The following is a 24,464-nucleotide window of genomic DNA, read 5'->3' as shown; positions in this document are numbered from 1 at the left end:
GCTCAGCCCCGTTCGGCGTCCTCCTTCGCCTGCTCCTGTGCCGCCTCCAGCAAGCAGGCCGCTTCTTCCCGCAGGGCCAGGACCGTCTCGTCCGTCTCACCCGCGCCCTCGTAGGCCGCGAGCACTCCACGCGCGCGTGCCGCCGCCCGCGCCGGACGGCCGAGGTCCGCCTCCAGCCGGCCCGCGGCCAGTTCCGCACCGGTACGGAGGTGCAGCCCGGCCGCGCCGAGCGTCGCGAACACCGCCACGGCCCGGGTCATCTGCTCCAGCGCCGCCTCGAACGCGGCCCGGACCGCCGGGTCCTCGGCCTCCTCGCTCTCCTCGGCCTCCTCGGCCTCCTCGGACACCGAGCGGGCCAGCAGCTCCGCGAACTGCCGGTAGGTGCCGCCCAGTTCGGTGGCCAGCTCCTCGCGGTCAGCCTCCTGCGCCACCGCCAGCGCCGCCTCGCACTCCCGGACCGCCTGGGTCATCAGCGCGTGGGCGTCCGCCGCCCCCGGCTCACCGTCGAGGGCGAGCCAGGCGCGGGCGCGCAGCGAACGGACCAGGAACGGGGTGTTGCCGAGCGCGCGCCACAGTTCGCCCGCGCGCGCGTACGCGCGGTCCGCCTCCGCCGTCAGCCCCGCGCTGCCCAGCGACTCGGCGGCGAGGTGGGCGAGCGTGGCGTGGTCCTGCTGCTCGGGCCAGTGCCGTGCGAGGTCGGCGGCCTTGAGCCGCTGCTCGGCGGCGGCCCGGTGCTCGCCCAGCTCGCCCAGGCAGTCCCCGAGCCACCAGCGCGCCTGGACGACCGTCCCGTCGCCGTGCGTGTCGGCGCAGAGGTCGGCCAGGGCGGACTCCAGCACCTCGGCGGCCTCCGCGTACCGGCCCCGGCGCAGCAGGTACCCGCCGAGCTGGTGCCGCGCCCAGGCGCCCAGGGTGCCGCTCTCACCGGCCTCGTCGGCCCAGTGCGCGGCCTCCAGCGCGTGCTCGGCCGCCTCACCGGACGCGTCCCGGCCACCGAGCACCTCGGCGAGCTGAAGGTGCAACTGGGCCCGCCCGACCGGCTCCACGTACGGCGCGCCGTGCTCCAGGGCCGCCCGCAGCGCCGCCTCGGCCCCGGCCAGGTCACCGGTCTGGTGGGCCAGGGCGGCGACCTGCACCTGGTACTCCAGCGCGAACCAGGGAAGACCGGCGGCCACGTACGCGGCGGCGGCCCGCCGGAACAGCTCCGCCGCCCGTCCGGCGTCCCCGGTCACCCCGGCCAACTCGCCGAGCATGGCCCACGCCTCGGCCCCCCGCGCCGCCAACCGCACGTCGCCGCCACCATGCCCGTCGACGAGCGCCAGCACCTCCCGCACGGCAGCCTCAGCCTCCGCGACGGCCTGCCCGGTGTCCGCCGCGGCCTCCCCGGAACCCGGCCCGGTGAACTCCTCGAACTCCTGACCCCGGCCGTCTCCGGTGCCCCCGCCCGCCGTCTCGTGCACCCGGCGCACCAGTACCCGGGCCCGGCTCATCGCCACCGACGCCGTCTGGCGTACTGCGGTGCCCTCGTCGGCGTACAGGGCGAGTGCCTCGTCGTACAGGGACGCGACCGTGGTGAGGGCCGTGTCCGGCTCGCCCGTCAGGGCGCGGATGTACGCCCCGCGCGCGCGTGCCGCCAGGGCCTCGCCCGGGTCGCCCGCCTCCGCGTACAGGGCCGCCGCCCGCTCGAACAGCTCCAGCCCCTCCGGTCCCCGGGCCATCGCCTCGTGGTCGGCGATCTCCGCACGGTCGCGCGCCGTGAGGCCGGCGCCGTCCGGCGCGGCCCGCGCGACCGCCGCCCAGGCCTCCAGGGCCTGCGGTCGCAGGGTGTCCGACAGGCGCCGCGCCTCGGCGAGCAGGGCGGGCAGGTCCGGTTCGGCGGGGGCCGCCGGCGGCGAGGGGGCGACCGCCGGCGCGGGACGCACCGTACGCACGCCCAGCGGGAGGCGGTCCACCAGCGGGCGCTGGGCGATGCGCGCGCGGACGCGGTCGCCGACGGCGGACGTGCCGTTGCGCCGGTCGAACCGCTCGGCGAGCTCCGTCGCCTCCGCGCGCGCGTGCGCGGCGAGTTCCCGCGCGGTCCAGGTCCGTCCGGCCGGCCCCGGCACCCGCTGCCCGCCGTGCCCCAGCTCGGTCAGCCGGTCCATCAGCAGCGTCACCACGGCCAGGAAGTCCAGCCGGCTGCGCGGATGCCCGGTGTCCGTGAAGTACGCCGGCCGCTCCGCCAGCAGCTCCAGACCGCGCGCCTCGTTCCCGGTCAGCGCGCAGAACTCCACATGGTCGGCGTACGCGCCCCGCATGCTCTCCATGGACCGCACCAGCCTGAAGCCCCGCAGATGGTGCGCGCGGGCCTCCTCGACGCGGCCCAGCCGCAGCAGCGGGGCCAGCGAGGAGGCGAGCACGTTGTGCGGCTCGTGGGCGCACGCGAACTCGCCCTCCAGCACCGGCCGCCACAGCCGGAGCGCCTCGGCGTCCCGCCCGCACCGCGCCTGCCAGGCGCCCTGCCCGCGCAGCTCGCAGGCGTGGCAGTCGGCCATCCGGTCCCGGTCGGCGGCCAGCCACGCCGCGTACGCCCGCTCCGCGCGCGCGACGTCCCCGATGTGCGCGGCCACACTGAACTCGGCGCTGCGCACGGCCCGTTCGGAGTACCCGGCGAGCCGGTAGCGGCGCTCCATCTCGCCGAGCCACTTCTCGACCGAGGCGAGCGGGATGTGCGGCTGGTCCAGCATGCCCGCCGACATCCACTTGAAGACCCAGTACAGCGAGTGCGTCTCGTACGCGTCGAAGTCCTCGGGCCGTTCGTCCCACATGCGCAGCAGCCGCGCGAACGGGACGAACATCTTGTCCTTCTCGGAGCTGTAGTTGTAGACCTTCAGCTGGTGCCCGAGCGCCTCGATCACGGCGAGCGGGATGTCCAGCCTCTCGGCCTCGGCGAGCAGCTGCTCCGCGCGCGCGTTGCGGGCCGGGCCCTCCGGCTGCTCGGAGTTCTCCGCCAGCGCCCGGCGCAGCGCGTCGAAGTCGGTGATCTCACTCATCGTCCGTTCCCCTCCCCGTGGGTCGCCCATTCGAGCAGCCCGATGAACGCCCGGTTGAGCAGCGCCGAGTCGGCCGGCCTGAGCGGGCGCCGCGCCATCAGCAGGGCCTGCCCGTACAGCGCCTCGGTCGCGGTGCCGATCAGCTCCGGGTCGCCGAGCGAACCGATCCGCCGGACCAGCGGGTTGAGGTGGTTGAGGACCAGACGCGCGCGCGGGGCGCTGCCGCGCAGCGAGCCCAGGATGCCCGCCCACAGGTCGTCGGCCTGCTCCTCGGCCACCGCGCGGGCCTGCTCGTGCCGGGCGGCCCGGTCGTCCAGGTGCAGCGCGGGCACGGACAGCGGATGGAAGGCCCGCAGGACGACGTCGCAGCCCAGCGGGTCGAGCCGGTCCCGCGCGGCGGCCAGGAACCCGGACAGCGCCAGCTCCTCCGCCGGGTCGACCGCGTCCAGGTGCGCGGTCACGGTGTCCGCGTCCAGCTCGGCGACCACCGTCCCCGGCCGCACCCGCGGCAGCGCCTCGACCAGCTCGCTGTCGTAGGTGTAACCGCCGTTGACCACCCCGACGCCCTGCGCGGCGGCGATCGGCGCGACCTGCCGGTACTCCTCGACCGTCCGCGTGAAGTGCACCACCGGGTGCCGCCGCGCGAACTCCTCCAGCGGGAGCTGCCCGTCGGTCGTCTCGAACGGCAGCCACGGCAGCATCGTGCGCAGCATGCCGGCGTCGTGCCGGGCGAGGGACTTCACGCCCAGGTGGTGCACGGCGAGGAAGGCCGCGAGGCGCTCCGGATCACCGGCCGCGAGCCCGGTCAGCCAGGACCGGATCCGCGTCCCGAGCGCGTCCCGCACGGCGGCCAGCGTCTCGTCCTCGTACAGCGACTCGCGCGAGGCGGTCGGCCGCAGGCTGTCGGTGTCCAGGACGCAGCGCACGAAGAACGCCCAGTCCGGCAGCAGCTGTTCGGCCCGCTCGGTGAGCAGCATGCCCTTCAGGTGCACACGATGGGTCGCCCGCTGGGCCGGGCTGACCGCCGACGGCAGCACGTACGCCACCCCGCGGACCCCGGCCACCGGCACGTCCAGGTCGATGGAGTCCAGCGGGGTGAACCCGAACAGCTCACGGCAGTGCCGGGCCAGCGCCACCCGACGGCCGGCCGGACTGGGATGGGCGCGGTCCCAGGGCGCGGGCAGCTCGGTGACGGGCTCGTCGCCGACCCGGACGTCGTACGGCAGCAGCGAGCCGAAGTCCCGGGCCAGGTCGCGGACCCGCTCCGGCGCCAGCCACTCCGCGGCACCGGCCCGCGCGGTCAGGTACACGGTCGTACCCGGCTCGGGCCGCTCGGCGTCGGGCAGCGTGCGCACGGTGTACGAGCCGTCGTCCCGGGCGGTCCACTCCACCGGCGGGGCCCCGGGCGTGCGGGCGCTGCGGCTGACCACCCGGATCCGCTCGGCGACGACGAAGCAGGCCAGCAGCCCGATGCCGAACTGGCCGAGGAAGTCCGACCGGGCCTCCTCCAGGCCCTCGGCCCGCTTGGAGCTGCGGCCGATGGTGGCCAGCAGGCTGTGCACGTCCGGCTCGGTGAGCCCGACACCGGTGTCCTCCACCCGCAGCCCGCCGTCCGCCGCGTACAGCCGGATCCGCGCCGGGGCGTCCGGTTCGGCGGCCCGGCGGGCGGTGACGGCGTCCACGGCGTTCTGCAACAGTTCGCGCAGATAGACCTTGGGGCTGGAGTAGAGGTGATGGGAGAGCAGGTCCACCAGACCACGCAGGTCGACCTGGAAGCTGTGAGGTGGGTGAGGTGACTGGGCTGGCTGGGATGCCTGAGAGCTGTGGGAGTCCATCGTCACTGCGCCGGAGGGGGGCGTGTGCGCGGCGCGGGGTCGGGCGGTCCCGGCGGGGCGGTGACCGCGAAGGATGGCCGGAGCGCGCCATCCTAGAGCGGGGACGCCCGCCTGACCAGGAGTTTCCCTGATGTTTACGGCATCCGGCCGGGAACCCGCGCAGCAGGGTCTACGGCATTGTCAGTGCCGTGGTGTGCAATGGATCTCGTGCCCGCACTGCAAGAACCGCTCAAGAAGGTGCTCGGCCCCGCCACCGCGAAGGTGATGGCCGAGCACCTCGGCCTGCACACCGTCGGCGACCTGCTCCACCACTACCCGCGCAGATACGAGGAGCGCGGCCAGCTCACGCACCTGGCCGACCTCCCCATGGACGAGCACGTCACGGTGGTCGCCCAGGTCGCCGACGCCCGCCTGCACACCTTCGCCTCGGCCAGGGCCCCCCGCGGCAAGGGCCAGCGCCTCGAAGTCACCATCACCGACGGCAGCGGCCGGCTCCAGCTCGTCTTCTTCGGCAACGGCGTGCACAAACCCCACAAGGAGCTGCTGCCGGGCACCCGCGCGATGTTCGCCGGCAAGGTCTCCGTCTTCAACCGCCGCCTCCAACTGGCCCACCCTGCCTACGAACTGCTGCGAGGCGACAGCGAGGAGACCGTCGAGACCTGGGCGGGCGCCCTGATTCCGATCTACCCGGCCACCGCCAAACTGGAGTCCTGGAAGATCGGCAAAGCCGTGCAGACGGTCCTCCCGAGCGCCCAGGAGGCCCTCGACCCCCTGCCCGACACCCTCCGCGCGGGCCGCGGCCTGCTGCCGCTCCCCGAGGCCCTGCTCAAGATCCACCGCCCGCACACCAAGGCCGACATCGCCGACGCCCGCGCCCGCCTGAAGTGGGACGAGGCCTTCGTCCTCCAGGTCGCCCTGGCCCGCCGCCGGCACGCCGAGACCCAGCTCCCCGCCGTCCCCCGCGTCCCCAGGCCGGACGGCATCCTCACGGCCTTCGACGACCGCCTCCCGTTCACCCTCACCGAGGGCCAGCGGAAGGTCTCCGAGGAGATCTTCGCCGACCTCGCCACCGCCCACCCCATGCACCGCCTCCTCCAGGGCGAGGTCGGATCCGGGAAGACGATGGTCGCCCTGCGCGCCATGCTCGCCGTGGTCGACGCGGGCGGGCAGGCGGCCATGCTCGCGCCCACCGAGGTCCTCGCCCAGCAGCACCACCGCTCGGTCACCGAGATGATGGGCGAGCTGGCGGAGGGGGGCATGCTGGGCGGCGCGGAGCACGCCACCAAGGTCGTCCTGCTCACCGGCTCCATGGGCACGGCCGCCCGCCGCCAGGCCCTCCTGGACCTGGCCACCGGCGAGGCCGGCATCGTCATCGGCACCCACGCGCTCATCGAGGACAAGGTCCAGTTCCACGACCTCGGCCTGGTCGTGGTGGACGAACAGCACCGCTTCGGCGTGGAACAGCGCGACGCCCTGCGCGGCAAGGGCAAGCAGCCCCCGCACCTCCTCGTCATGACGGCCACCCCCATCCCGCGCACGGTCGCCATGACGGTCTTCGGCGACCTGGAGACCTCGGTCCTCGACCAGCTCCCGGCCGGCCGTTCCCCGATCGCCAGCCACGTCGTCCCGGCCGCCGACAAGCCCCACTTCCTGGCCCGCGCCTGGGAACGGGTCCGCGAGGAGGTCGCGAACGGCCACCAGGCGTACGTGGTCTGCCCCCGGATCGGGGACGAGGAGGACGATCCCAAGAAGACCGGCAGGAAGAAGACCCCCGAGGACGAGGCGGAGAAGCGTCCTCCGCTGGCCGTGCTCGACGTGGCCGACCAGCTCGGCCGCGGCCCGCTGAAGGGCCTGAAGGTGGAGGTGCTGCACGGCCGTATGCACCCCGACGACAAGGACGCCGTGATGCGCCGCTTCGCCGCGGGGGAGACGGACGTCCTGGTCGCCACCACCGTCATCGAGGTCGGCGTCAACGTCCCCAACGCCACGGCCATGGTGATCATGGACGCCGACCGCTTCGGCGTCTCCCAGCTCCACCAGCTGCGCGGCCGGGTCGGCCGCGGCTCCGCCCCCGGCCTGTGCCTCCTGGTCACCGAGATGCCCGAGGCCAGCGCGGCCCGCCAGCGCCTGGGCGCCGTCGCCTCCACCCTCGACGGCTTCGAACTCTCCCGCATCGACCTCGAACAGCGCCGCGAGGGCGATGTCCTCGGCCAGGCCCAGTCCGGCGCCCGCTCCAGCCTCCGGGTCCTTGCGGTCATCGAGGACGAGGAGGTCATCGCGGAGGCGAGGCAGGAGGCGGCGGCGGTGGTCGCGGCCGACCCGGAACTGACCGGCCTCCCGGCCCTGCGGACGGCCCTGGACGCCCTCCTGGACGAGGAGAGGGAGCAGTACCTGGAGAAGGGCTGAGGTGGAAGCGCCCCCGAGGGGGCGCGGTCCGTCGTCCGTATGCGGCTACCACCGCGCGGGCGCGACCAGCCACAATGAACCGTAAAGCCGCCCACGGAGAAGGACCCCCCCATGACCCGCGTGATCGCCGGTGCCGCCGGCGGACGGCGCCTCTCAGTACCGCCCGGCACCGGAACCCGGCCGACCTCGGACCGCGCACGCGAGGGCCTCTTCTCCACCTGGCAGTCCCTCCTCGGCGGCCCCCTGGACGGCGAACGGGCCCTGGACCTCTACGCCGGCTCGGGCGCCGTGGGCCTGGAGGCCCTGTCGCGCGGCGCGGGCCACGTCCTGCTGGTCGAGGCGGACGCCCGGGCCGCGCGGATCGTGCGGGAGAACGTGAAAAACCTGGGCCTGCCGGGCGCCGAGGTCAGAACGGGCAAAGCGGAACAGGTCATCAGGCAGGCCGCCCCGGAAGAGCCGTACGACCTGGTCTTCCTCGACCCGCCGTACGCCGTCTCCGACGACGATCTTCGGGAGATCCTGCTCACACTCCGTTCGGAACGCTGGCTCGCCGAAGAAGCCCTCGTCACCGTGGAGCGCAGCACCAGAGGCGGCGAATTCCACTGGCCGGACGGCTTCGAGGCCATTCGGTCCCGTCGCTACGGCGAGGGAACGTTTTGGTACGGTCGCGCCGCCTCTACGTGCGAAGACGCACGATGACCGGACCGGAGAGCGAGGGATCACAAGTGCGCCGCGCCGTCTGTCCCGGGTCTTTCGACCCGATCACCAACGGACACCTCGACATCATTGCCCGAGCCTCCCGTCTCTACGACGAGGTCTACGTCGCGGTGATGATCAACAAGTCCAAGAAGGGCCTGTTCGGGATCGAGGAGCGGATCGAGCTGATCCGCCAGGTCACCGCCGAGTACGCCAACGTCCGGGTGGAGGCGTTCCACGGCCTCCTCGTCGACTTCTGCAAGCAGCGCGAGATCCCCGCCATCGTCAAGGGCCTGCGTGCCGTCAGCGACTTCGACTACGAACTCCAGATGGCGCAGATGAACAACGGCCTCACCGGCGTGGAGACGCTGTTCGTGCCCACCAACCCCACCTACAGCTTCCTCTCCTCCTCCCTCGTCAAGGAGGTCGCGGCCTGGGGCGGCGACGTCTCCCACCTGGTGCCGGCCGAGGTCCTGGAGGCACTGAACAAGCGCCTCGCCAAGGACTGATGGGGCTACAGTCGTCCCGTCCGTCTCCAACCCGGCTGTAGAGAGTGGCGAGCACAGGTGGACGTGCAGAAGAAGCTCGACGAGATCGTCTCCGCGGTCTCCGGTGCCCGGGGCATGCCCATGTCGGCGTCGTGCGTGATCAACCGAGCCGAGCTGCTCGCGCTGCTCGAAGAGGTGCGCCAGGCGCTGCCCGGCTCCCTGGCCCAGGCGCAGGAACTGATCGGCGACCGTGAGCAGATGGTCGAGCAGGCCCGGCTGGAGGCCGAGCGGATCATCGAGAACGCGCACGCCCAGCGCGGCTCGCTGATCTCCGACACCGAGATCGCCCGCCGTTCCCAGGCCGAGGCCGACCGGATCCTCGCCGAGGCCCGCAAGGAGGCCGAGGAGATCCGCGCCGAGGCCGACGACTACGTCGACTCCAAGCTCGCCAACTTCGAGGTCGTCCTCACCAAGACCCTCGGCTCGGTCGGCCGGGGCCGCGAGAAGCTCCTCGGCACCGGCCCGGGCCTGGACGAGAACGGCTACGAGGACGAGGACGCCCCCGAGCGCAGCCAGGACCCGGAGACCCTGCGCCACAACGCCGACGCCTACGTGGACGCCAAGCTCGGCGCCTTCGAGGCGGTCCTCGCCAAGACCCTGGAGGCCGTCGGCCGGGGCCGGCAGAAGCTGCACGGCCGGATCGCCACCGACGACCTCGGCGCCCTCGCCGACGACACCACGACCTTCCAGCACTCCAGCGACGCCGACTACCTCGCCGACCTCGCGGCCCTCGCGGACAGCGACCGCGCGGCACAGCGGCAGCCCGAGCCGCCCCAGCCGTCGTACGAGCCGCAGCCGGCCTACGGCTACGAGCAGCAGCCGGACCCGTACGCGGGCTTCCCACAGCAGCCGGAGTACGCCCCGCAGCAGGACCCGTACGGCTATCAGCAGGCTGATCCGTATTCCCCCACCTCCGGCTACGCTCCGGCGGGAGGGGCCCCCTTCCAGGGCTACGACGCCCAGCAGGCCGGCTACGACCCCCAGCAGGCCCAGCAGCCGCACCAGGCCCAGCAGCAGCCGCAGCACCAGGACCAGCAGGGTTACGCCCTGGACGAGACCAGCCTCTTCGACACGAGCATGATCAGCGCGGAGCAGCTCAGGGCCTACGAGCAGGGCCGGGGCCTGTAGCCGCGGGCGGATTGGGCGCTGAGCCAAAGGTCCAGTATCCTGGCTCTTCGGTCGCGCGTATGTCCGCGATCACCGCTGCCCGGAACACCGACGGGCGGCGTCCCTTCGAGTTCGAAGATCGAAAGCAGGAATGGCCTCCAACGCCCGCCTCGACCACCGCAACCCCCTCGTGATCGACACGCACGAGTTGGGCCGGCGTCCTGGTGCGCTGCAACGCCTGACCCGCGAGGTCGACGCTCCCAGGGATCTCGGTATCCAGGGAGTCGTCGGAGTGCCGGAAGGCGCCCCGATGGAGCTCGAACTCCGCCTTGAGTCGGTCATGGAAGGGGTGCTTGTCACAGGCACCGCCCGTGCAACGGCCGAGGGGGAGTGCGTAAGGTGTCTGGAGCCGGTCGAGCTGGAGCTCGAAGCGGACTTCCAGGAGATGTTCACGTACCCTGACGCCGACGACCGGGGCCGTGTGATCGCGGAACCGGGCGACGACGCCGAGGACGACGAGGACAGGCTCTTTGTCGAGGACGGTCTGATCGACCTCGAACCCGTGCTGCGCGATGCGGTGGTGCTCGCACTGCCGATGCAGCCGGTGTGCCAGGAAGGCTGCCCCGGTTTGTGCTCCGAGTGCGGGGCACGGCTGGCGGACGACCCGGACCACCACCACGACGCCGTCGACATCCGTTGGGCGGCTTTGCAGGGATTCGCCGATTCACCTGAAGCCGGCGATAAGGACGAGATGAGCGGCGCCGAAGCGGGCGTCGACGAGAAGCAGGAGAAGTAGCCGTGGCTGTTCCGAAGCGGAAGATGTCGCGCAGCAACACGCGCCACCGCCGGTCGCAGTGGAAGGCTGCGGTCCCCACCCTGGTTGCGTGCGAGCGCTGCCACGAGCCCAAGCAGCAGCACATCGCGTGCCCGTCTTGCGGCACCTACAACAAGCGCCAGGTCCTCGAAGTCTGAGCGGGCTGGTGAGAGGCACTGTGTCCACGCCGAAGAAAACCTCTGCGGACAACCAGGCCTCGTCCCACACGCTTCTGGAAGGGCGGCTCGGCTACCAGGTCGAGTCCGCCCTTCTGGTGCGAGCGCTGACCCACCGTTCCTACGCGTACGAGAACGGCGGTCTGCCGACGAACGAGCGCCTGGAGTTCCTCGGGGACTCCGTGCTGGGCCTCGTCGTCACGGACACGCTGTACCGCACCCACCCCGACCTGCCCGAAGGCCAGCTGGCCAAGTTGCGGGCCGCGGTGGTCAACTCGCGTGCGTTGGCGGAGGTCGGGCGCGGCCTCGACCTGGGCGCCTTCATCCGGCTCGGCCGGGGTGAAGAGGGCACGGGCGGCCGGGACAAGGCATCCATCCTCGCCGACACCCTTGAAGCGGTGATCGGTGCGGTCTATCTCGACCAGGGCCTTGACGCGGCCTCCGAACTGGTGCACCGCCTGTTCGACCCGCTGATCGAGAAGTCCTCCAACCTCGGTGCCGGCCTGGACTGGAAGACGTCCCTCCAGGAGCTCACCGCGATCGAGGGACTCGGCGTGCCCGAGTACCTGGTCACGGAGACCGGCCCCGACCATGAGAAGACCTTCACTGCTGCCGCCCGCGTCGGGGGCGTCTCGTACGGCACCGGCACCGGCCGCAGCAAGAAGGAGGCGGAGCAGCAGGCCGCCGAGTCCGCCTGGCGGGCCATCCGGGCCGCCGCGGACGAGCGGGCCAAGGTGGCCAAGGAGCCCATCAAGGAGACGGCCGACGAGGCCGTCAGGGGCAGCCAGGCCGTCAAGGGCGGCGACACGTCGTCCGCCACCGCCTGACCGGAACAGAACAGCACCACCCGAGCGCCCGCCCCGCCACCCGCGGGACGGGCGCTCGGCCATCCACGGGCGCTGCCGGCAGGCAGAGGGGATCCACCGGCCCGGTGGACCGGCCGGGCCCCGGGATACCCTGCCCTCAGCTCTTCCGCAGTCGCCCGAAGGAGTGTCGTGCCCGAGTTGCCCGAGGTCGAAGTCGTCCGCCGGGGCCTGGAGCGCTGGGTCGCCCACCGGACCGTCGCCGAGACCGAGGTGCTGCACCCGCGAGCCGTACGCCGACACGTCGCCGGGGCCGACGACTTCGCGCACCGGCTCAAGGGCCACCACATCGGCACGCCCCGGCGGCGCGGCAAGTACCTGTGGCTGCCGCTGGAGGAGACGAACCAGTCCGTCCTCGCCCACCTCGGCATGAGCGGACAGCTACTGGTCCAGCCGCACGAGACGGCGGACGAGAAGCACCTGCGCATCCGCGTGCGGTTCGCCGACTCCCTCGGTACCGAACTCCGCTTCGTCGACCAGCGCACCTTCGGCGGGCTGTCGTTGCACGACAACACCCCCGACGGCCTGCCCGACGTCATCGCGCACATCGCCCGCGACCCGCTGGACCCGCTCTTCGACGACGAGGCCTTCCACCAGGCGCTGCGCCGCAAGCGGACCACCATCAAGCGGGCCCTGCTGGACCAGTCGCTGATCAGCGGCGTCGGCAACATCTACGCGGACGAGGCCCTGTGGCGCGCCCGCATCCACTACGAACGCCCCACGGCGAACTTCACCCGCCCGGTCACGGCGGAACTCCTCGGTCACATCCGGGACGTGATGAACGCGGCCCTCGCCGTCGGCGGCACCAGCTTCGACAGCCTGTACGTCAACGTCAACGGCGAGTCCGGCTACTTCGACCGTTCCCTGGACGCCTACGGCCGGGAGGGCGAGCCCTGCCGCCGCTGCGGCACCCCCATGCGCCGGCGCCCCTGGATGAACCGGTCCAGCTACTTCTGCCCCACGTGTCAGAGGGCGCCGCGCGTCTCGTCGTAACGCGCGCGGGACGCGAGGACGTCGTCCATCGCGCCCTCCACGCAGTGGATGAGCGCCAGCAGCCGCTCGGCGACCTGCCGTCCCAGGGGCGTGAGCTCGTAATCCACGCGCGGCGGGTTCGTCGGCTGGGCCTCGCGGTGCACCAGGCCGTCGCGTTCCAGCGCGTGCAGCGTCTGGGACAGCATCTTCTCGCTCACCCCGTCCACGCGCCGGCGCAGTTCGTTGAAGCGCAGCGGACCCTCGTACAGCGCGCCGAGCGTCAGCCCGCCCCAGCGGCCCGTGACGTGCTCCAGCGTGCCCCGTGACGGGCACGCCTTGGCGAAGACGTTGTAGGCGAGGTCGTCGTGGTCCTGGGTGGTCACGGTCATACCGGCAAGGGTACGCCCGCGCAGCGCTCACCACCAGGTTGCACTAACTTCTGGTTAGTGCTTTCCTGTGGTTAGTGCTCGCGAGCTGCTCCCGTCTCCCGAGCCGCCGTTCACCGCTGTTCGTTCCGAGGAGTCCGCATGACCACCCCCGTCGTTTCCATCGCCTACCACTCCGGCTACGGCCACACCGCCGTCCTCGCCGAGGCCGTCCGCGCCGGTGCCCTCGACGCGGGTGCCGAGGTGCACCTGATCAAGGTGGACGAGATCACCGACGAGCAGTGGGAGACGCTGGACCGCTCCGACGCGATCGTCTTCGGCTCGCCCACCTATATGGGCACCGCCTCCGGCGCCTTCCACCTCTTCGCCGAGGCCACCTCCACGCGCTGGTCCGGCCAGGACTGGAAGGACAAGCTGGCCGCCGGCTTCACCAACTCCGCCTCCAAGAGCGGTGACAAGCTGCACACCCTTCAGTTCTTCCAGACGCTCGCCGCCCAGCACGGCATGCACTGGGTCAACCTCGGCCTGCTCCCCGGCTGGAACAGCAGCACCGCCTCGGAGCACGACCTGAACCGCCTCGGCTTCTTCGCCGGCGCCGCCGCCCAGAGCAACAACGACCAGGGCCCCGAGGGCGTCCACAAGGCCGACGTGGCCACCGCCGAGCACCTGGGGCGCCGGGTGACGGAAACGGCGAAGATCTTCACCCGCGGACGCGTCGCCGCGTAGCGCCTGCTGCGGGGTGGGGGCCCTGCTCAGTACCCGAAGTCCTGCGTCCACCAGGGCCCGCCCGGGCCGAAGTGGACGCCGACACCGAGGGTCTTGAAGTCGCCGTTCAGGATGTTGGCGCGGTCACCGGGGCTGTTCATCCAGGCGGCCATCACGGCCGCGGCGTCGGCCTGACCGCGGGCCGTGTTCTCGCCGCCGAGATCGGTGATGCCGGCCGCCCCCGCCCGGTCCCACGGCGTCCTGCCGTCCGGGTCGGTGTGGTCGAAGTAGCCGCGCGCCGCCATGTCGTCGCTGAAGGCCTCGGCCAGCTTCGTCAGCGAGGAGTTCGCCGCCAGCGGGCTACGGCCGACCTTCGCCCGCTCGTCGTTGACGAGCTTCAGCACCTGCGCCTCCGCAGCGGCCTCCCGCGACACCGTCACCGGCGAGGACGCCGACGTCGGCGCCTTGGTGGCCGTAGGGGACGGGGTGGCCGTACGGGAGGGGGTGGCCGTACGGGGCGGAGTGGCCTTCGGCGTGGGCGGCTTGGCCGGTGCGGCCGGCTTCAGTGGTGCGGCTGGTTTGGACGCAGTAGGCGGCTTGGTCGGTGCTGCCCGCTTGATCGGTGCGGTCGGCTTGGGTGGTGCCGCCGGTTTGGATGGTGCGGAGGGCGTGGTCCTCGGCGTCGTCCTGGCCGGCGTCGGCTTCTCGGCCGCCGTCTTGGAGGGGGTGGCCGCCTTCGAGGGGGGCGTCGACTTCGGGGGAGACGCCGGCTTCGAGGGGATGGCCCTCTTCGAGCCGGACGCCGTCTTCGCGGGGGACGCCGACTTCCAGGGGGACGCCGTCTTCGCGGGGGACGCCGTCTTGGAGGGGGTGACCCTCTTCGACGGGGACACCTGCTTCGAGGGGGCGGCCCTCTTCGACGGAGACGCCTGCTTCGAGGGGGTGGCCCTCTTCGAGGGGAGCGTCGGCTTCGGGGGAGAGGTCGGCTTCGCGGCGGGCGCGGAGGGGGAGTGCGTAGAGGAGGGGGAACGCGAGGCGGAAGCCGACGCCGACGCCGAGGCGGACGCCGACGGGCTCGCGGAGCCGCCGCGCGCGCCGTTCCCGCTGCCGGACGGGCCGGCGGATGCCTCCGCGCGGCCCGAGGCGCCGCCCTGCTCGCCGGCCGTGTTGCTGGGGGCCGCCGCGGTCCGTACCCGCTCCCCGCCGATGGTGTGCGTACCGCCGCCGAGCCGGTGGTGCTCCAGGCCCGGTACGGCACCCGTGGCCACCGCGACCGCGCCGAGGGCGACGGCCACGGACACACCGAGCAGACCCGCGCGCACCGGCCGCCCGAGCTTGTTCCGCCGCCGGTGCCCGCCGGCCGGGGTGGAAGCGCCGTCGCCGTCGCCCGGCGCGCCCGGCGCCGAGTCGTCACCCGTCGCGAACAGGTACGCCTGGGCCTTCGCCGCGGCCTCGGCGTAGGCCTCCGGGTCCAGGTAGGGCGCGATGCCCATCGGCGCCCGACGTTCCCCCGCGGACGAGTGCCGGGGGCCGCCGCTCCCGGAATCCGGGTGCTGCGTGTGCTCGTCCCCCGTGGCGCGGCCCGTGGTGGCGCGGCCGGCGGCGGAGCGTCGGTGGCGTCCCATGTCCTTGCCCTCTTCCTCGTGCCCGCGGTCGACCGGCGCCTGCACGGCGAGTGAGTCCCCGGCGAGCGACTCGGGGCGAGTGACTCCCTCCGGCCAACCAAACCCACTCGATCGAGTGGGTTTCATATGAGATGGATTGATTCCGGACCGTACCCCATGGCGCTCGGGGACGATGTGTCCCGGCCGACACCGGCCGGTTAGGTTGCACCCATGAGTGAGGAAGTGCGACTGGTCGCCTGGGTACGTGGACACGTGCAGGGCGTGGGATTCCGCTGGTTCACGCGCGCCAAGGCGCTGGAGATCGGCGGTCTGAGTGGTTTTGCTCTCAATTTGGCCGACGGCCGGGTCCAGGTGGTCGCGGAGGGGCCGCGGGAGGAGTGCGAGGGGCTGCTGGACTGGCTACAGGGCAGCGACACGCCCGGGCATGTGGACGGTGTCACCGAGATCTGGGACACACCGCGCGGCGGCTACGACGGCTTCGCCATCCGCTGATCCGGAGGGCTCGGTCCCGCGCGCCAGAGCGTGGCAAGCTGCCGGGGGCACATGCGGAAGACGGAAACGCCCTGGTGGTTGCCAAGACAGGCGTGGCATGGCAGGCTCCGCTTTTACTGCTGGTCGCCACGCCCTGAGGGTCCGGAGGATGTGCAGCGCCGCCGCTTCACCGGCCGCGCGCCCCGGTCTGCCCGCCAATACAGGGCGTGATCGTGTTGACCGTCAAACTTTTTGGTGAGACGCTGAAAGCCCCGCGCACCTTAGCTGTTTGGCATGGAGCAACACCAGAGCAACACCCGGATGTGCCAAGCACCACGGGTGCGAATCCCTCACGACCCACACCGCATCGGTCGGTCACTCAGTGTGGAGGACCATCCATCATGGCAAAGGCGCTTCTCGGTTACGTCGGCGGCTCCGACCCTCGACTCCTCGCCGAGATGCGACGGTTGCAGCAGCGCGTCCAGGACCTGGAGTCCGAGCTCGTACGGATCCAGGCGGAGAACGAAGCGCTGACGGCTGCCGCTTCTCAGGACAGGATCATGGAGAGCATCGACGCACACCAGGCGGAGCCTGCGCTCACCTGATCGTTGCATCGCTCCACGACAGCAGTCGCAACGATCGGGCTGCCCGTATCAACCGCTCAGTTGATCGGACGGCTGAGATCCAGCCGTCAGAGTTGCAAGGGACGCTTCGGCGTCCCTTCGTTCTTCCCCCCGTCTTCCCCCGCTCGTTCCTTCCCCCGTCGGCCGTTGGCCGCGCATCCTTTCACGCTCTTTAACATCTGGTGTGCCCTGCATGGTCACGAGTGAAACCGCGCGGTTGCGAGGGTTCATGGAGTGAGATAGCGGCGGCGGGTAGAGTCCAGCGGCGTGCACCTCAAGGCCCTGACCCTCCGCGGGTTCAAGTCGTTCGCCTCGGCGACCACGCTCCGGTTCGAACCGGGCATCACGTGTGTCGTCGGACCGAACGGCTCGGGCAAGTCCAACGTCGTGGACGCGCTCAGCTGGGTCATGGGCGAACAGGGCGCCAAGTCGCTGCGCGGCGGCAAGATGGAGGACGTCATCTTCGCCGGCACCACCGGCCGTCCGCCGCTCGGCCGCGCCGAGGTGTCCCTGACGATCGACAACTCCGACGGCGCGCTGCCCATCGAGTACGCCGAGGTCACCATCACGCGGATCATGTTCCGCAACGGCGGCAGCGAGTACCAGATCAACGGCGACACCTGCCGTCTCCTCGACATCCAGGAACTGCTCTCCGACTCCGGCATCGGCCGCGAGATGCACGTCATCGTCGGCCAGGGCCAGCTCGACTCGGTCCTGCACGCCGACCCCATGGGCCGCCGCGCCTTCATCGAGGAGGCGGCCGGTGTCCTCAAGCACCGCAAGCGCAAGGAGAAGGCGCTCCGCAAGCTGGACGCGATGCAGGCCAACCTCGCGCGCGTGCAGGACCTGACGGACGAGCTGCGGCGCCAGCTCAAGCCCCTCGGCCGGCAGGCCGCCGTCGCTCGCAGGGCCGCCGTCATCCAGGCCGACCTCCGCGACGCCCGCCTGCGGCTCCTCGCCGACGACCTCGTCCGCCTGCGCGAAGCCCTCCGGGCCGAGATCGCCGACGAGGCCGCCCTGAAGGAGCGCAAGGAGACCGCCGAGCAGGAGCTGAAGAAGGCCCTCCACCGCGAGGCCCTGCTGGAGGACGAGGTACGCCGGCTCACCCCGCGCCTCCAGCGCGCGCAGCAGACCTGGTACGAGCTGTCCCAGCTGGCCGAACGCGTGCGCGGCACGGTCTCGCTGGCCGACGCCCGGGTCAAGAGCGCCACCTCCGCGCCCCCCGACGAGCGGCGCGGCCGGGACCCGGAGGACCTGGAGCGCGAGGCCGCCCGCATCCGCGAGCAGGAGGCCGAGCTGGAGGCCGCCCTGGAAGCGGCCCAGCGGGCACTGGACGACACCGTCGCCCACCGGGCCGAACTGGAGCGCGAGCTCGCGGTCGAGGAGCGCCGGCTGAGGGACGTCGCCCGTGCCATCGCCGACCGCCGCGAGGGGCTGGCCCGCCTCTCCGGACAGGTCAACGCGGCCCGCTCGCGCGTCGCCTCCGCCCAGGCCGAGATCGACCGGCTGGCCACGGCCCGCGACGAGGCACAGGAACGCGCCGTCCGCGCCCAGGAGGAGTACGAGGCCCTCCAGGCCGAGGTCGACGGCCTCGACGCCGGCGACGCCGACCTGGCCGAGCAGCACGAGACGGCGAGACGGCGGCTGGCGGAGGCCGAGACCGCCCTGACCGCGGCCCGCGAGGCCCTGACCGCCGCCGAGCGCAGCCGCGCCGCGACCCGGGCCCGCCACGACGCGCTGGCGCTGGGCCTGCGCCGGAAGGACGGCACCGGCATACTGCTCGGCGCCCGGGACCGCCTCACCGGAGTCCTCGGCCCCGCGGCAGAGCTGCTGACGATCACACCGGGCTACGAGATCCCGCTGGCCGCGGCCCTCGGCACAGCGGCGGACGCCATCGCCGTGACGACCCCCGCGGCGGCGAGCGAGGCCATCAACCTCCTCCGCAAACAGGACGGCGGCCGAGCGACCCTCCTCCTCGCGGGAGCCCCGGAGAACGCGCCCCAGGGGGCCACGGGGAACGGTGCGGGCAACCAGGTCGCACCGGCACACGACCACGGCGGATCAGCGCCCCGAGGGAGCGCGGGAAACGGCGCGGGCAACCACGACGGTCCCGCACCCGACCACCGACCCACCGCCCCCCTCGCCGCCCCCGGCCATCGACCCGCCGCCGATCTCGTGCGCGGTCCCGCCGAGCTGATGCCGGCCGTCCGCCGCCTCCTGACCGGCATCGTCGTGGTCGACACCCTGGACGACGCCGAGGCCCTGGTCCGCGCCCATCCCGAGCTGACCGCCGTCACCGCCGAGGGCGACCTCCTCGGCGCCCACTTCGCGCACGGCGGCTCGGCGGGCGCGCCCAGCCTGCTGGAGGTGCAGGCCTCCGTCGACGAGGCCGCGGCCGAGCTGGCCGAGCTGGAGGTGCGCTGCCGGGAGCTGACCGAGGCCCAGCGGGCCGCGGCCGAGCACCGCGGGCAGGCCGCGGCCCTGGTGGAGGAACTGGGGGAGCGGCGACGGGCCGCCGACCGGGAGAAGTCGGCCGTGGCCCAGCAGCTCGGCCGGCTCGCCGGACAGGCCCGTGGTGCCGCCGGGGAGGCCGAGCGGTCGGCCGCGGCGGCGGCCCGCGCGCAGGAGGCGCTGGAGAAGGCCGTACAGGAGGCCGAGGAACTCGCCGAGCGGCTGGCGGTGGCCGAGGAGATGCCGGTGGAGGAGGAGCCGGACACCTCGGTGCGCGACCGGCTCGCCGCCGACGGGGCCAACGCGCGGCAGACCGAGATGGAGGCCCGCCTCCAGGTCCGTACGCACGAGGAGCGGGTGAAGGGGCTCGCCGGACGCGCCGACTCGCTCGACCGGGCGGCCCGCGCCGAACGCGAGGCACGCGCGCGTGCCGAGCAGCGCCGGGCCCGGCTGCGGCACGAGGCGGCGGTCGCGGAAGCCGTCGCCAGTGGCGCCCGGCAACTGCTCGCGCACGTCGAGGTGTCCCTCGCCCGGGCGGAGCAGGAGCGCTCCGCCGCCGAGGCCGCGAAGGCCCGGGGTGAGCAGGAGCTGGCCGCCGCCCGTACGGCGGGCCGTGAACTGAAGGCCGAGCTCGACAAGTTGACGGATTCAGTTCACCGGGGCGAGGTACTCGGTGCCGAGAAGCGGCTGCGCATCGAGCAGCTGGAGACCAAGGCGCTGGAGGAGCTGGGTGTCGAGCCGGAGGGGCTGGTGGCGGAGTACGGGCCGCACCAGCTCGTGCCGCCCTCGCCCCCCGCCGACGGCGAGCGGCTGCCCGAGGACCCGGACCACCCGCGCAACCAGCCGCGCCCCTTCGTGCGGGCCGAGCAGGAGAAGCGGCTCAAGGCGGCCGAGCGGGCGTACCAGCAGCTCGGCAAGGTCAACCCGCTGGCGCTGGAGGAGTTCGCGGCGCTGGAGGAGCGGCACAAGTTCCTCAGCGAGCAGCTGGAGGACCTGAAGAAGACCCGCGCCGACCTGCTCCAGGTGGTGAAGGAGGTCGACGAGCGCGTCGAGCAGGTCTTCACCGAGGCCTACCGGGACACCGCCCGGGAGTTCGAAGGGGTCTTCGGCCGCCTCTTCCCCGGCGGCGAGGGCCGGCTGATCCTGACGGACCCCGACAACATGCTCACCACGGGCGTGGACGTCGAGGCGCGCCCGCCGGGCAAGAAGGTCAAGCGGCTCTCCCTGCTGTCGGGCGGCGAGCGCTCGCTGACGGCCGTCGCGCTGCTGGTGTCGATCTTCAAGGCCCGGCCGAGCCCCTTCTACGTCATGGACGAGGTCGAGGCCGCGCTGGACGACACCAACCTCCAGCGGCTGATCCGGATCATGCAGGAGTTGCAGGAGACCTCGCAGCTGATCGTGATCACGCACCAGAAGCGCACGATGGAGGTCGCCGACGCGCTCTACGGCGTGTCCATGCAGGGCGATGGCGTCTCGAAGGTCATCTCCCAGCGCCTTCGGTAGGACTTCCTCAAGATCAACTGACTCTGTGTTCAAGAAATGAACACGCAGCTCATGGGCATATCTGAAAACTCACAGCTGTTGAAGTATTGACTTCGAAACTTGAAGGCATAGTCTCTGCAACGTTGCTTTTACCTTCAGGTCCTACCTGTAAGGGCCCCATACCCGCGGCAGCGCTGCCGTGGCCCGAGGAGTTACACGTGACCAGCACAGCGCAGGCACCTCAGCCAGGAGCCAGGACGGCTCACCCCGAACATCTCGGGCACGTCATCTTCATCGCGGCGGCTGCCGCCATGGGCGGTTTCCTCTTCGGCTACGACAGCTCCGTCATCAACGGCGCCGTCGAGGCCATCCGCGACCGTTACGACATCGGGTCCGCGGCCCTCGCCCAGGTCATCGCGATCGCCCTGATCGGCTGTGCCATCGGCGCCGCCACCGCCGGCCGCATCGCCGACCGGATCGGCCGCATCCGATGCATGCAGATCGCCGCGGTCCTCTTCACCATCAGCGCCGTCGGCTCCGCGCTGCCCTTCGCGCTGTGGGACCTCGCCTTCTGGCGCATCGTCGGCGGCTTCGCCATCGGCATGGCCTCCGTCATCGGCCCGGCCTACATCGCCGAGGTCGCCCCGCCCGCCTACCGCGGCCGGCTCGGCTCCTTCCAGCAGGCCGCGATCGTCGTCGGCATCGCCATCTCGCAGCTGGTCAACTGGGGCCTGCTCAACGCCGCCGGCGGCGACCAGCGCGGCAAGCTGATGGGCCTGGAGGCCTGGCAGGTCATGCTCGGCGTGATGGTCGTCCCGGCCGTCCTCTACGGCCTGCTGTCCTTCGCGATCCCCGAGTCCCCGCGCTTCCTGCTCTCCGTCGGCAAGCACGACCGCGCCCGTGAGATCCTCGCCGAGGTCGAGGGCCAGGAGATCGACCTGGACGCCCGCGTCGCCGAGATCCAGCTGGCGATGAAGAGCGAGCACAAGTCCACCTTCAAGGACCTGCTCGGCGGCTCCTTCTTCTTCAAGCCGATCGTCTGGGTCGGTATCGGCCTGTCGGTCTTCCAGCAGTTCGTCGGCATCAACGTCGCGTTCTACTACTCCTCGACGCTGTGGCAGTCGGTCGGCGTCGACCCGACGGAGTCGTTCTTCTACTCCTTCACGACCTCGATCATCAACATCATCGGCACCGTGATCGCGATGATCTTCGTGGACCGCGTCGGCCGCAAGCCGCTCGCCCTCATCGGCTCGGTCGGCATGGCCGTCGGCCTGGCCCTGGAGGCCTGGGCGTTCAGCTACCACCTGGTCGACGGCAAGCTGCCGAGCACCCAGGGCTGGGTCGCCCTGATCGCCGCCCACGTGTTCGTCCTCTTCTTCGCCCTCTCCTGGGGCGTGGTCGTCTGGGTCTTCCTCGGCGAGATGTTCCCGAACAAGATCCGTGCCGCCGCCCTGGGCGTGGCCGCCGCCGCGCAGTGGATCGCCAACTGGGCCATCACCGCGAGCTTCCCGTCGCTGGCCGACTGGAACCTCTCCGGCACCTACGTGATCTACACCGTCTTCGCCGCGCTCTCCATCCCGTTCGTCCTGAAGTTCGTCAAGGAGACGAAGGGCAAGTCCCTGGAGGAGATGGGCTGAGCCTCGTAGCGAGGCCCCCCGAACTCGGGGAGAAGGGCCAAGTCCCCGCTGCCCCTCTCCTCGAACCGTCCGCCGCCCCCGGCCCGGCCACTGCCCGGACCGGGGGCGGCGGTGTCGTACGGCCGCACCGCCCGGCTCAGCCCTCCAGCGCCGGAAGGACCCGCCGCGCGAACAGCCGCAGGCTGCGCCAGCCCTCCTCCACCGGCATGCCGCCCGCCGGCGGATGCAGCACCAGGCTGTCCAGGCCCTGCGCCACGCACTGCTCCGGTGTGAGGATCCGGTACACGCCCTCGGCGCGCAGCTCCGCCACGGTCGTGGCCGCCGACCCAACCGCCGAGCGGATCCCGCCCGACTGCCAGGAGGCGTACGTCCGCGCCTCGTGCAGGAAGTGCCCGCCGTACTCGGCCCACGCCCGGTCCGGGTCCTCGGCCAGGTGGAGCAGCGGGGTCCCGGCCGCCGGCATCATGGTCCAGCCCTCGGTGCCGTACTCGGTCGGCTTCCCCTCGTAGTACGTCTCCAGCTCCGGCAGGTGCCCGCTCGGGAAGAACGGCAGGCCGAACCGGGCGGCCCGGCGGGCGGCGGCGCTGGAGGAACCGCCGACCAGCAGCAGCGGGTGCGGATCGGTGTACGGGCGCGGGGTGAGCCGTACCCGCCGGCCCCGGTAGGTGAACTCCTCGCCGGTCCACGCCGTCAGCAGCGTCCGCAGCAGTTCGTCCTGGAGCCGGCCGCGCCGGTGCCAGTCCACGCCGAACAGGGCGTACTCCTGCGGCCGGTACCCGATCCCGGCCACGGTCACCAGCCGGCCGCCGCTGAGCAGGTCCAGCACGGCGATCTCCTCCGCCAGCCGCAGCGGCCCGGTAGCGGGCGGAGAGGGCGGCGGGAGGGGCGCCGGGCGCGACGAGGTTGAAACGTACGACCGTGACGGGCATGGGAAGGTCCCCCTCCGGTGCGCTGCGGTGGAGGGGGACCTTGGCTGACGATACGTCAGACATCCAGGACCGGGCGGGCAGGCTCGCGGGATGACCGAAGGCGAGGGCTGCGGGCGCGGGAGCGACCCGTCCGGCCGAGGCGCGTCACACGCCGGCGGCCGTGCGCTCCCCGGCCGGCTCGGTCGTCCCGGCCGGGCGGGCCGCCGCCGGCTTCGGCAGCACCAGGTACAGCCCGCCGGAGATCACGATCGTCGCGACCCAGCCGAGGCCGTACTCGCCGATCACGTTGTTCGTCGCGAGCGGGCCGGTGAACCAGTCCGAGGTGGTGAACATCAGGCCCGACACCAGGCCCACCGCCCAGGCGGCCACGGCCGCGGGGGAGAAGCCGCCCTGGTACCAGTAGGCGCTGGCGCGGGTGGTGTCGGCCATGGCCCGGCCGTCGTACTCCGTGCGGCGGAACATGTCCGCGCCGAACACGCCGACCCAGGCCGAGAAGGCGACCGCCAGCAGCGACAGGAAGGCGATGAACGAGCCCATGAAGCTCGTCGCCACCAGCATCAGCACCCCGCCGAAGACCAGCGAGATCACGGCGTTGACCGAGACCGCCCAGTGCCGCGGCACCTTGAAGCCCAGGGTCTGCGCGGTGAAGCCCGCCGAGTACATCGACATCGAGTTGATCAGCAGCATGCCGATCAGCGCGATGAACAGGTACGGCACGGCGATCCAGGTCGGCAGGATCTCGCCGAGGAAGGACACCGGGTCGCTCGCCGAGGCCAGGTCCGGCGTGGCGACGGCCATCACCGCGCCCATCAGGACCATGGGCAGCACGACGACACCGGCGCCACCCACCGCCGTACCCACGATCGCCTTGGACGAGGCCGTGCGCGGCAGGTAGCGGGTGAAGTCCGGGGCGGTCGGGATCCAGCTCACCCCACCCGCCGCGATCATGCCGATGCCGGTGATCACCGCGGCCGTGGAACCGGCGCTGTGGTCCATCACCCGCGACCAGTCGGTGTTCGCCACCAGATAGGCCAGGACCAGCACCGAGAAGACACCGAAGAGGTAGGTCGCGTACTTGTTGCACCTCTGCACGGCGTTGATGCCGAGCCCGGAGATCGCGAAGGTCGCGACGACGAACACCAGCAGCGTCACCATGTCCAGCACGCTGTTCGCCCTGATGCCGAACAGGATGTCCAGGATGGTGAGCATCGCGTAGGCGCCGGTCACCGCATTGATCGTCTCCCAGCCCCAGCGCGCGACCCAGATCAGCGAACCGGGCAGCAGATTGCCGCGCTGTCCGAACACCGCCCGCGACAGCGCCATGCCGGGCGCGCCGCCCCGCTTGCCCGCGATGCCGATCAGGCCCACGAGGCCGTACGACACGACCGGCGCCGCCACCGCGACGACCAGCGCCTGCCAGATGTTCAGGTGGTACGCCACGACCAGGCTCGCGCCCATCGTCAGCAGCAGCACGCTGATGTTCGCACCGACCCAGGTGGGGAACAGTTCCCGGGTCTTCGCCGTGCGCTCGTGGTCGGGGACCTGTTCGATACCGCGCGTTTCGAGAGCGCCTTCGGTCTCGACGGTTTTCGTCATGAAAGAGGTGCCAGACGTGGGGGGACAGGGACGAGGGGACTCTACGCGCGTCAACAGCGCGCCCACCATCGTACTTTGCTCCCACTCCTAGCAATACGTGGCGTTTGTCT

At 72.1% G+C, this 24,464-nt stretch carries 19 protein-coding genes and 1 pseudogene; 14 read left to right on the top strand and 6 right to left on the bottom strand.

What is annotated here, in order from left to right:
- Positions 1 to 2: 2 nt before the first annotated feature.
- Together AQJ11_RS21855 and AQJ11_RS21850 are read right to left on the bottom strand one after the other, a co-directional pair.
- Positions 3 to 3,032, bottom strand: coding sequence for a hypothetical protein (locus AQJ11_RS21855; RefSeq protein WP_059264107.1), 3,030 nt, complete (start codon positions 3,030 to 3,032; stop codon positions 3 to 5).
- Complete coding sequence (locus tag AQJ11_RS21850; protein ID WP_079082377.1) at positions 3,029 to 4,867, bottom strand: HSP90 family protein; 1,839 nt, start codon at positions 4,865 to 4,867, stop codon at positions 3,029 to 3,031. The genes AQJ11_RS21855 and AQJ11_RS21850 overlap by 4 nt, the downstream gene beginning before the upstream one ends.
- 198 nt (positions 4,868 to 5,065) lie before the next feature.
- On the opposite strand from AQJ11_RS21850, the gene recG reads away from it, so the two are divergent.
- From recG to mutM, 8 genes are all read left to right on the top strand, one after another.
- Positions 5,066 to 7,273, top strand: a complete 2,208-nt coding sequence (gene recG / locus AQJ11_RS21845; protein WP_058082036.1) for an ATP-dependent DNA helicase RecG — start codon at positions 5,066 to 5,068, stop codon at positions 7,271 to 7,273.
- 111 nt (positions 7,274 to 7,384) lie between these two features.
- Positions 7,385 to 7,972, top strand: coding sequence for a 16S rRNA (guanine(966)-N(2))-methyltransferase RsmD (gene rsmD, locus AQJ11_RS21840; RefSeq protein WP_058082037.1), 588 nt, complete (start codon positions 7,385 to 7,387; stop codon positions 7,970 to 7,972).
- A gap of 26 nt (positions 7,973 to 7,998) precedes the next feature.
- Positions 7,999 to 8,478 (top strand): pantetheine-phosphate adenylyltransferase, encoded by a 480-nt coding sequence (gene coaD / locus AQJ11_RS21835; RefSeq protein ID WP_014675242.1) that lies wholly within the window; start codon positions 7,999 to 8,001, stop codon positions 8,476 to 8,478.
- A gap of 57 nt (positions 8,479 to 8,535) precedes the next feature.
- On the top strand, positions 8,536 to 9,645 hold the full coding sequence (locus AQJ11_RS21830) for an ATP synthase F0 subunit B (protein ID WP_014675243.1): 1,110 nt from the start codon (positions 8,536 to 8,538) through the stop codon (positions 9,643 to 9,645).
- A gap of 130 nt (positions 9,646 to 9,775) precedes the next feature.
- Positions 9,776 to 10,420: a YceD family protein gene (locus tag AQJ11_RS21825; protein ID WP_014675244.1), complete on the top strand. Its 645-nt coding sequence runs from the start codon at positions 9,776 to 9,778 to the stop codon at positions 10,418 to 10,420.
- A gap of 2 nt (positions 10,421 to 10,422) precedes the next feature.
- A complete protein-coding gene (rpmF, locus tag AQJ11_RS21820; protein ID WP_003951102.1) occupies positions 10,423 to 10,596 on the top strand; it encodes a 50S ribosomal protein L32 in 174 nt (57 codons plus the stop codon).
- An 8-nt stretch (positions 10,597 to 10,604) separates the two neighbouring features.
- Positions 10,605 to 11,441, top strand: coding sequence for a ribonuclease III (rnc, locus tag AQJ11_RS21815; RefSeq protein ID WP_382565052.1), 837 nt, complete (start codon positions 10,605 to 10,607; stop codon positions 11,439 to 11,441).
- A gap of 168 nt (positions 11,442 to 11,609) precedes the next feature.
- The gene (mutM, locus tag AQJ11_RS21810) at positions 11,610 to 12,470 is read left to right on the top strand and encodes a bifunctional DNA-formamidopyrimidine glycosylase/DNA-(apurinic or apyrimidinic site) lyase (RefSeq protein ID WP_014675246.1); all 861 of its coding nucleotides are present in this window, start codon (positions 11,610 to 11,612) and stop codon (positions 12,468 to 12,470) included.
- Here the strand turns inward: mutM and AQJ11_RS21805 are convergent.
- Positions 12,443 to 12,838 carry a winged helix-turn-helix transcriptional regulator gene (locus tag AQJ11_RS21805; protein WP_058082039.1) on the bottom strand — a complete coding sequence of 132 codons (396 nt, stop codon included), beginning with the start codon at positions 12,836 to 12,838 and terminating at the stop codon, positions 12,443 to 12,445. The genes mutM and AQJ11_RS21805 overlap by 28 nt on opposite strands.
- A 138-nt stretch (positions 12,839 to 12,976) precedes the next feature.
- On the opposite strand from AQJ11_RS21805, the gene AQJ11_RS21800 reads away from it, so the two are divergent.
- Entirely contained in the window at positions 12,977 to 13,561 is a 585-nt protein-coding gene (locus tag AQJ11_RS21800; protein WP_014675248.1) for a flavodoxin family protein, read from the top strand.
- Between the two features lie 26 nt (positions 13,562 to 13,587).
- Here AQJ11_RS21800 and AQJ11_RS52715 read toward each other — a convergent pair whose 3' ends face one another.
- Positions 13,588 to 13,944 (bottom strand): CAP domain-containing protein, encoded by a 357-nt coding sequence (locus AQJ11_RS52715; protein WP_398780618.1) that lies wholly within the window; start codon positions 13,942 to 13,944, stop codon positions 13,588 to 13,590.
- Here AQJ11_RS52715 and AQJ11_RS52710 point away from each other — a divergent pair.
- From AQJ11_RS52710 to AQJ11_RS21775, 5 genes are all read left to right on the top strand, one after another.
- Positions 13,928 to 15,001, top strand: a complete 1,074-nt coding sequence (locus AQJ11_RS52710) for a hypothetical protein (RefSeq protein WP_398780617.1) — start codon at positions 13,928 to 13,930, stop codon at positions 14,999 to 15,001. The two genes, AQJ11_RS52715 and AQJ11_RS52710, sit on opposite strands and share 17 nt — an antisense overlap.
- A gap of 374 nt (positions 15,002 to 15,375) precedes the next feature.
- Positions 15,376 to 15,657: an acylphosphatase gene (locus AQJ11_RS21790; protein ID WP_059264105.1), complete on the top strand. Its 282-nt coding sequence runs from the start codon at positions 15,376 to 15,378 to the stop codon at positions 15,655 to 15,657.
- A 380-nt stretch (positions 15,658 to 16,037) separates the two neighbouring features.
- Positions 16,038 to 16,241: a hypothetical protein gene (locus tag AQJ11_RS21785; RefSeq protein ID WP_014675251.1), complete on the top strand. Its 204-nt coding sequence runs from the start codon at positions 16,038 to 16,040 to the stop codon at positions 16,239 to 16,241.
- 285 nt (positions 16,242 to 16,526) lie between these two features.
- Entirely contained in the window at positions 16,527 to 20,213 is a 3,687-nt protein-coding gene (locus AQJ11_RS21780) for an AAA family ATPase (RefSeq protein ID WP_059264104.1), read from the top strand.
- A 197-nt stretch (positions 20,214 to 20,410) separates the two neighbouring features.
- Complete coding sequence (locus AQJ11_RS21775; protein WP_058082043.1) at positions 20,411 to 21,829, top strand: sugar porter family MFS transporter; 1,419 nt, start codon at positions 20,411 to 20,413, stop codon at positions 21,827 to 21,829.
- Between the two features lie 136 nt (positions 21,830 to 21,965).
- On the opposite strand, the pseudogene AQJ11_RS21770 reads toward AQJ11_RS21775, so the two are convergent.
- Positions 21,966 to 22,758 (bottom strand): annotated as a pseudogene (locus AQJ11_RS21770) (LLM class flavin-dependent oxidoreductase).
- Positions 22,759 to 22,902: 144 nt separating this feature from the next.
- On the bottom strand, positions 22,903 to 24,354 hold the full coding sequence (locus AQJ11_RS46170) for a cytosine permease (RefSeq protein ID WP_059264103.1): 1,452 nt from the start codon (positions 24,352 to 24,354) through the stop codon (positions 22,903 to 22,905).
- Between the last annotated feature and the right edge of the window lie 110 nt (positions 24,355 to 24,464).

Source organism: Streptomyces corchorusii (genome assembly GCF_001514055.1).
Taxonomy (GTDB): domain Bacteria; phylum Actinomycetota; class Actinomycetes; order Streptomycetales; family Streptomycetaceae; genus Streptomyces; species Streptomyces olivaceoviridis.
This window is presented reverse-complemented; position numbering and strand designations above follow the sequence as displayed.

What these genes read in the sequence shown, in the direction of transcription:
- AQJ11_RS21855 (WP_059264107.1), bottom strand. Translation starts at nt 3,032, where the DNA reads ATGAGTGAGATCACCGACTTCGACGCGCTGCGCCGGGCGCTGGCGGAG.
- AQJ11_RS21850 (WP_079082377.1), bottom strand. Translation starts at nt 4,867, where the DNA reads ATGGACTCCCACAGCTCTCAGGCATCCCAGCCAGCCCAGTCACCTCAC.
- recG (WP_058082036.1), top strand. Translation starts at nt 5,066, where the DNA reads ATGGATCTCGTGCCCGCACTGCAAGAACCGCTCAAGAAGGTGCTCGGC.
- rsmD (WP_058082037.1), top strand. Translation starts at nt 7,385, where the DNA reads ATGACCCGCGTGATCGCCGGTGCCGCCGGCGGACGGCGCCTCTCAGTA.
- AQJ11_RS21825 (WP_014675244.1), top strand. Translation starts at nt 9,776, where the DNA reads ATGGCCTCCAACGCCCGCCTCGACCACCGCAACCCCCTCGTGATCGAC.
- AQJ11_RS21805 (WP_058082039.1), bottom strand. Translation starts at nt 12,838, where the DNA reads ATGACCGTGACCACCCAGGACCACGACGACCTCGCCTACAACGTCTTC.
- AQJ11_RS21800 (WP_014675248.1), top strand. Translation starts at nt 12,977, where the DNA reads ATGACCACCCCCGTCGTTTCCATCGCCTACCACTCCGGCTACGGCCAC.
- AQJ11_RS21790 (WP_059264105.1), top strand. Translation starts at nt 15,376, where the DNA reads ATGAGTGAGGAAGTGCGACTGGTCGCCTGGGTACGTGGACACGTGCAG.
- AQJ11_RS21785 (WP_014675251.1), top strand. Translation starts at nt 16,038, where the DNA reads ATGGCAAAGGCGCTTCTCGGTTACGTCGGCGGCTCCGACCCTCGACTC.
- AQJ11_RS46170 (WP_059264103.1), bottom strand. Translation starts at nt 24,354, where the DNA reads ATGACGAAAACCGTCGAGACCGAAGGCGCTCTCGAAACGCGCGGTATC.